This window comes from Streptomyces sp. NPDC058092 (assembly GCF_042884935.1).
In the GTDB taxonomy this organism is placed as follows: domain Bacteria; phylum Actinomycetota; class Actinomycetes; order Streptomycetales; family Streptomycetaceae; genus Streptomyces.
Genome location: NZ_JBHVSY010000008.1, coordinates 314,043 through 321,226, shown reverse-complemented (window position 1 = coordinate 321,226; position 7,184 = coordinate 314,043). Strand labels below are relative to the sequence as shown.

At 69.2% G+C, this 7,184-nt stretch carries 4 protein-coding genes and 2 pseudogenes; 4 read left to right on the top strand and 2 right to left on the bottom strand.

All coding sequences use genetic code 11. From position 1 onward, the window contains the following. A pseudogene (locus ACFVV1_RS16555) lies at positions 1–230 on the top strand (hypothetical protein); the annotation flags it as partial. Positions 231–994: 764 nt separating this feature from the next. Next, positions 995–1,162: pseudogene (locus ACFVV1_RS16550) on the top strand (transposase family protein); the annotation flags it as partial. A gap of 385 nt (positions 1,163–1,547) precedes the next feature. On the opposite strand, the gene ACFVV1_RS16545 reads toward ACFVV1_RS16550, so the two are convergent. Then, positions 1,548–2,273, bottom strand: coding sequence for a BTAD domain-containing putative transcriptional regulator (locus ACFVV1_RS16545; protein ID WP_389989898.1), 726 nt, complete (start codon positions 2,271–2,273; stop codon positions 1,548–1,550). Positions 2,274–2,801: 528 nt separating this feature from the next. Continuing rightward, complete coding sequence (locus ACFVV1_RS16540) at positions 2,802–4,958, bottom strand: MMPL family transporter (protein WP_389989897.1); 2,157 nt, start codon at positions 4,956–4,958, stop codon at positions 2,802–2,804. Between the two features lie 269 nt (positions 4,959–5,227). On the opposite strand from ACFVV1_RS16540, the gene ACFVV1_RS16535 reads away from it, so the two are divergent. Both ACFVV1_RS16535 and ACFVV1_RS16530 read left to right on the top strand, forming a co-directional pair. After that, a complete protein-coding gene (locus ACFVV1_RS16535; RefSeq protein ID WP_389989896.1) occupies positions 5,228–6,496 on the top strand; it encodes a sensor histidine kinase in 1,269 nt (422 codons plus the stop codon). After that, a complete protein-coding gene (locus tag ACFVV1_RS16530; RefSeq protein WP_389989895.1) occupies positions 6,481–7,128 on the top strand; it encodes a LuxR C-terminal-related transcriptional regulator in 648 nt (215 codons plus the stop codon). The genes ACFVV1_RS16535 and ACFVV1_RS16530 overlap by 16 nt, the downstream gene beginning before the upstream one ends. Positions 7,129–7,184 lie beyond the last annotated feature (56 nt).

The window sequence follows — 7,184 nt, the reverse complement described above, 5'->3', positions numbered from 1 at the left end:
GCAACGTCCTCCAGCAAGGCGCACAGACCGGCGGCCCCGGCAACGTCCTCCAGCAAGGCGCACAGACCGGCGGCCCCGGCAACGTCCTCCAGCAAGGCGCACAGACCGGCGGCCCCGGCAACGTCCTCCAGCAAGGCGCACAGACCGGCGGCCCCGGCAACGTCCTCCAGCAGGGCGCACAGACCGGCCCGGAGAACGGCAACGTCCTCCAGCAGGGCGCACAGACGTGACCTCTGTCGCGTGCTGACCAAGCCAAACCTACCGACCGGACTCGACAACGCGAACCCGCCACTGAGCAGTGGCGGGTTCGCCAATTCCGTGATAGGGCCATCCCCTCGAACTGTGGAGTCATCCCGATGCAACCAGCTCCGCGGCGAAGCCGGTCCGGTACTCACGTTGCCCTGATCCGGGCCTCGGCCCGGCCGGCCGGGCCGAGGAAGGTATGACCGTGGACGTACTTGAGCTGAGGGCTGTGTCGAAGGCCTTGCTCACGGCGAAGTCGAAGCACGACCCGACACGGCCGTGACGATCTCCATCATGTCGCCCACCCGGACGACATCGGGTTCCTCAGCAGCGACGAAATCTCGCTTCACGTGATTCGGAGCAGCCAGGCACTTCCCCTGCCTGCTCAGGCCTCTGCGGCGCTTTACCACGCGGGCACCCAGGCCGAGTTCGGCCCATTTTCCCTGCAGTCAACGACTCCACGCCACGACGGAAACCCCCATAGGACTGAGTGAGTGACGGCGGCCCGTCGATCCAGGGCGAGCATTACTGCCGCGGGAGGACAAGGAAGTGGATGTGGCGATGCCTGTCGGCATACACGTGAACGTACGCAGTCAGTACGAATTCAATGGGGCTTGCGAGATTTTCGTGAGGTCGGCCGTACAACTCCTGCGCACCGGTGACGCTCCGTCGCAGCACCTGGAATGGCCGACAAGCGTGATGACCTTCTCAGAATCGTGCATCCGCAGCTGAGTGCGGTGTCGGTGGAGCGGTGTCCGTGGACGGCGGCCTGATTCGTATTACCGCTCGTACCGGCGATCACGTGGAGCTGACCTGTCCTGGCTGCAGCTGCGTCTCGTCGCGGGTGCACAGCCGGTACGCCCGGACTGTGGCCGATCTCGCGGTCGGTGGCCGCCCGGTGGCGATCGACCTGTCGGTACGGCGCTTGTTCCGAGACAGTCCCGGCTGCGTACGGCAGATGTTCGCCGAACAGGTCGAGGGGCGGGCCGTGCGCCAGGGCCGCAGCACCTACATCAAACAGTTCGCCGGTGGTCTGCAGAGCGACTTCGAAGCGATCACCGCCGGGGCGGTCCCGTACGTGGGGCTCCGGCCAGTGCGGAGGCCAGGTGACCTGAGCCAAGCTCCTCAAGCGCCGTGGCTACGGCCGCACCGGCCTCCCGCTCCTTCGCGAGCACCATCTTCTTGGCGTGAACAAAGGACGCGCTGTCACCCTCATCACGAAAATCTCGCAAGACCCCGTTCAAGTACGCGGCCATGCACGTCGGCTCGTACGCCGACGTGCATGGCCGCTCACGCAGTCACAGCTACAGGGATCCGTTACCGGGACGCGACCGCTGAAGTTCGGACACGAGCCGGCGCAGGCGCGGTGTGGGCCGAAGCCCCAACTCGTCGTGGAGGTGCTGCTCGTAGCGTTCGAAGTCGCACAGCGCCTCGGACCGATTGTCCTCCGCCAGGTGGGCGCGGATCAGCGAAGCCTGGCTGCTCTCCCGCAGCGGATCCGCTTGGACGGCCGCATGGGCGGCCGTCACAGCCCCGGCGAACTCCTTCGTGTCGATGAAAACTCCCGTCAGTGCCTCAAGGGCGTGGAGTCGAAGTTGCCGCCATTGCTCCGCCTCCGGCAACATCCACTCGTCGTACCAGCCGGGCAGCAAATCGACGGAGAGCTGGTCGACGGTCGCCGCGTTGAGGTCGAGCTCCTCGGCCGGGACACGGGGATCGAGTATGTGCTGGGCCAACGACCGAGCTCGGTACAGGTCGACGGTGGCCTCCCGCGCGAGTCGCAACTCGGCGGGGCAGATATTCAGTGCTTGCTTCCCGAGGCCCTGCAGGCGTGACAGTGCCGACCGCAGGTTCGTGTTCGCACCTTGCTCGGATGCTTCGGGCCAAAGACTCCCGGCGACCAGAGCCCGAGGGACAGCAGCCCGGTAATTGAGCGCGATGAACGCCAGAAGTCGCTTCGAGCCGACGGGGACGGTCACCGGTTCATCGCCGACCACGATGTCGAAACCGCCGAGAAGAGAGATGCTCACGGACGGCCCGAGCCTGGTGGGTGGCGGAGAGAAAGCGAGATCATATGAGCTCATGGCTTTGGGATCGCGTAGGGGTCGGTTTACCCGGCGCCCGTCGACCGGCCGCGCCGCCATTACTGAGGGCCAGCGATCTTTACACCTCCCGCTTAGCCATGCTGCTCCACCTGCCGAGAGTTGTCGAATTGTCCCAATCGGGGCCAAGGAATGGTGCCCTCCGGCCGAGCTTCCGCGGGTATGGCGCACGGGTCGAGCCTGCGGGTGGTGGCCACGGTCGTCCTGGACCGGGGGCGGCCCCCGGTCCAGGACGTGGGGTCCTTCTGAGCGCGGCGAACGGCGGGAGCGGGCTGCGGTTCAGCGGGTGGCAGCCGGGGTGAGTGACGTCCTCAGATGGCACCGCGGCGCATCGCACGGCACAGGTGCGCCGGGGTGACCATCGCACCATTCGCTCCTTCTGTTGAACGTGCGAACACTGCCAGAGGTACCTGCCGCAACCGCCCCGGCCGCTGGTGAGCGGGCCGGGGCCGTCGGTCAGCCGCGCGTCCCCGACGTCGCCAGGGCCTCGGGCGTGCCCGTCTCCGGCTCGCCGTGCTCCAGGCCCGGCAGCCGGGCCGGCCCGCGCGGGGTCCGCCAGTTCCGCTCCCCCAGCAGGGCCATCACGGAGGGCAGCAGGATCATCCGTACGATCGTGGCGTCCAGCAGTACCGCGACGGCGAGGCCGACGCCCATCTGCTGCATGTCCTGCATCGACAGCGTCCCGAAGACCGCGAACACCGCGACCATGATCAGGGCGGCACCGGTCACCGCGCCCGCCGTCCGCCGGATGCCCTCGTCGATGGCGGCCCGGGTGCTCAGACCGCGGTCACGGGCCTCACGGATCCGGGAGACCACGAACACGTGGTAGTCCATGGAGAGTCCGAACAGGACGACCAGGACGAACAGCGGAATCCAGGCCTCGATCGCGCCGACGCCCTCCGAACCGATCAGCGAGGCCCCCCAGCCGTGCTGGAAGACGGCGACCATCACTCCGTACGCGGCGGCCACGGAGAGCAGGTTGAGCACGATCGAGGTCACGGCGATGACGTACGAGCGGAAGCAGAACAGCATCAGCAGGAAGGTCACGGCCGTGATGAAGACGAAGACCGGGACGATGCCGCGCTTCAGCTGGTCGTTGAAGTCCACGGACCCGGCGGTCTCCCCGGTCACGTACACCTGGGCCCCCGTGCCGTCGAACGCGGCGGGCAACCGCTTCTCGCGCAGCTCGGAGAGGTCGGCCTCGCCGCCGGGGAGCGGTACCTCGATCTCGGCGACGTTCTGCGCCGTGTGGACGGTGACCTTGTCGAAGCCGCCGAACGCCTTGCGCAGCGCGGGTGTCCCGATGTGGTCGGCCTTGACCACGACGCGTGCCGGGGCGGGACCGCCGGGGAAGGTCTCGTTGATCTGCCGGTAGGCGACCGAGAGCTGCGAGTCGGAGCCGAACTGCTTCTCCAGGCCAAGCTGTTCGGTCTTCATGCCCAGGGCGGGCGCGGCGAGGGCGAGCAGTACGACGACCGAGGCTGCCGCGAAGGTCTTCGGCCGCGACAGGACCGGCTTCAGCACCGTGCCGGCGAATCCGCCGCTGGTGCGTGCGCGCCGGTTCCCCCGCCGGTTTCCCCGCCGGTTTCCCCGGCCCCCGAGGAACGGCACCCGTCCCGCGTCGGTCCGGTCGCCCAGCCAGGACAGCAGTGCGGGAAGCACCGTCACCGAGCCCAGCATCGCGATGAAGACCACGATGATCGTGGCGAGCGCGAAGCCCTTGAACAGCATCAGGCCGGACAGGAACATCCCGGCCATCGCGACCATGACCGTGAGTCCGGAGACGAGCACGGCCCGGCCGCTGGTCGCCGCCGCGATCCGCAGGGCCGTTTCGGCATCGCGCCCCGCCGCCCGCTCGTCGCGCTCGCGCCGCAGGTAGAAGAGGCAGTAGTCGACGCCGACGGCGAAGCCCATCAGGAACATCACGGAGTACGTGGTCTGGAACAGGTGCAGTTGGTGGCTGGCGAGCGAGAGCAGTCCGAAGGCGGCCATGCAGGCGGTCAGTGCCAGCCCGACCGGGAGCAGCGCCGCGACGACCGCCCCGAAGGCGACCAGCAGAATGCCCAGGGCCAGGGGCACGGCGGTGAACTCGGCCTTCTTGAAGTCCTCGGACAGCAGGTCGCCGAGCCACTTCCCGGCGCTGGCCTCGCCGAACTGGTGGATGGTGACGCCGGGGTGGTCCGCCCGGACGCCGGACACGGCGTCGAGCACGGGCTGCACCCTGTCCGGCGCCGTCGCCGCGTCCCCCTTCATGTCGAAGGTGATCAGCGCGTCCTTGCCGTCCTTGGAGGGGATCGGCGCCGCGACGTTCGTCACCTCGCCGGTCCTGTCGAGGGCCGCGGCGACCTCACGGGCGGCTCCTCGCCAGTCGTCCGCCTTCGCGGTCGAGACCATGACCAGTTCACCGGCCGGCTGCCCGAGCCCGGCGTCGTCGAGAATGCGCTCGGCCCGCGCCGAATCGCCCGCGGCGTTCTCCGCGTCGGACATCTCGACCAGACCGGATGCCCCGCCGATGGCCGTGGCGAGCACGACGAAGAGCAGCCAGCCGAGAATGGCGGTCTTGCGGTGGTGTGCGCTCCACCCACCGATGCGTGCCGCGAGGTTGCGCCTCATGGCGTGTTCGCCCCCAGAAGTCGGATCGAAGTCAATGGCAGCCGACGCCGGACGCGTCGCTGACGGACGCTGATGAATCTAGGAACGGCCGGCCGGCCGCCCCAGCCGTCGGGCACCCCTCTCACGGAGCCGTAGGGCGAAGGTGTCGGGGTGGTGCTGGGTACACCCCCGCCCGGGTGGTGAAACGGCTGACCCCCGGGGAGCCGTCCGGGTGAGACTGTCCTCGGACGGGTCCGGCACGAGGGCCCGGCGAGGGGAGACGGACCGAGATGAACGCGATACGGACCCGGACACGGGGCGCGCTGCTGGCAGCCTGGCGGGGCGTCGTGGTGTCGATCGCCAGCCTGGTCGGGTCGATCACCCTCTTCGTGTGGGCCGTGCTCTCCATCGTCTTCATCCCGCTGGGCATCGGCCTGGTCACCACCCCCTACGTGCTGGAGCTGGTCCGCAAGCACGCCAACCGGCGCAGGCTGCTCGCGGTCACCTGGTGCGACGTCCGCATCCCGGTCCCGTACCGTCCTTTCCCGAAGGATGTGCGCACCGGCTTCACCGGGCAGGTGGAGCGGACCACGCTGTTGCTGAAGGACCCGGCGACCTGGCGTGACATCCAGTGGCTGCTGGTCGACATGACCGCCGGCTACGTGGTGGCGGTCATGGCCTCCGCGCTGCTGGTGTACCCGGTGGAGGGTTTCGTCCTGGCGGCCGGGTTGTGGCGGGTCTTCACCGACGACCGTTACTGGTACGCGTTCGTGCCGGTCGACAGCCAGGCGACGGGCCTTGCCGCCGCCGCGCTCGGTGTGGTGTTCTTCGCGATCGGTCTCCTGGTCGGCCAGCCACTGCTGCGGCTGCACTTCGTGATCGCCCGCGCGATGCTGGCTCCCACCCAGGAGCAGGAGCTGGCCCGGCGCATCGACCGGCTGACCGAGACGCGGCACGAGGCCGTGGACACCGCCGCCTCCGAACTGCGGCGCATCGAGCGGGACCTGCACGACGGGGCGCAGGCCCGGCTGGTCGCCATGGGAATGAACCTGGGCGTCGTGGAGGCGCTCATCGAGAAGGACCCGCAGCAGGCGAAGAAGCTCCTCGCCATGGCTCGCGAGTCGTCGGCCGAAGCCCTCACGGAGCTGCGCGATCTGGTCCGCGGCATCCACCCGCCGGTCCTCGCCGAGCGCGGACTGGGGGACGCGGTCAAGGCGTTGGCGCTGCGGCTGCCGATCGAGTCGGAGGTCCGGGTGGAGATGAACGGACGGGCGGACGCCGCAGTCGAGTCGGCGGCGTACTTCGCGGTGAGCGAGACGCTGACGAACACCGCCAAGCACTCGGGGGCCGACCGGGTCCGGGTGGACATCCACCACGCGGACGCCATGCTGCGGGTCTCCGTCACGGACAACGGCAAGGGCGGTGCGGCGGTCGGATCCGGCTCGGGTCTGAGCGGAATCGAACGCCGACTCGGTACATTCGACGGCATCATGGCCGTCAGCAGCCCCGCGGGCGGTCCCACCATGGTGACCATGGAGATCCCTTGCGAGTTGTCCTAGCCGAAGATCTCTTCCTGCTGCGCGACGGCCTGGTACGGCTGCTGGAGGCGTACGACTTCGAGATCGCGGCAGCTGTGGAGACCGGGCCCGAACTGACCCGGGCCCTGGCCGAGTCGGCGCCGGACGTCGCGGTCGTCGACGTCCGGCTTCCGCCGTCGCACACGGACGAGGGCCTGCAGTGTGCGCTGGCGGCCCGGCGGGCCAGGCCGGGGCTGCCGGTGCTCGTGCTCTCGCAGCACGTGGAGCAGTTGTACGCGCGCGAGTTGCTGGCGGACGGCAACGGCGGCATCGGCTATCTGCTCAAGGACCGGGTCTTCGACGCCGACCAGTTCATCGACGCGGTACGCAGGGTCGCCGCGGGCGGCACCGCGATGGACCCGCAGGTGATCTCGCAGCTGCTGTCGCGGCGCTCGCAGGACAAGCCGATGGGCGGGCTGACCCCGCGTGAGCTGGAGGTCATGGAGCTGATGGCGCAGGGCCGTTCGAACGCCGCGATCGCCTCGCACATGGTGATCACGGAGCGGGCGGTGGCCAAGCACACCTCGAACATCTTCGGGAAGCTCGGCCTGCCGCCCTCCGACGACGACAACCGCCGCGTTCTCGCCGTGCTCGCCTATCTCGACCGGGGCTGAACCGGGCCCGTGGCCGTGGGCCGCGCAGTCCCCGTGGGCTGCGCGGCCCCGGCGGT

Bases quoted from the DNA above. Each gene is read 5' to 3' on its own strand.
- ACFVV1_RS16540 (WP_389989897.1), bottom strand. From the start codon at position 4,958: ATGAGGCGCAACCTCGCGGCACGCATCGGTGGGTGGAGCGCACACCAC.
- ACFVV1_RS16535 (WP_389989896.1), top strand. From the start codon at position 5,228: ATGAACGCGATACGGACCCGGACACGGGGCGCGCTGCTGGCAGCCTGG.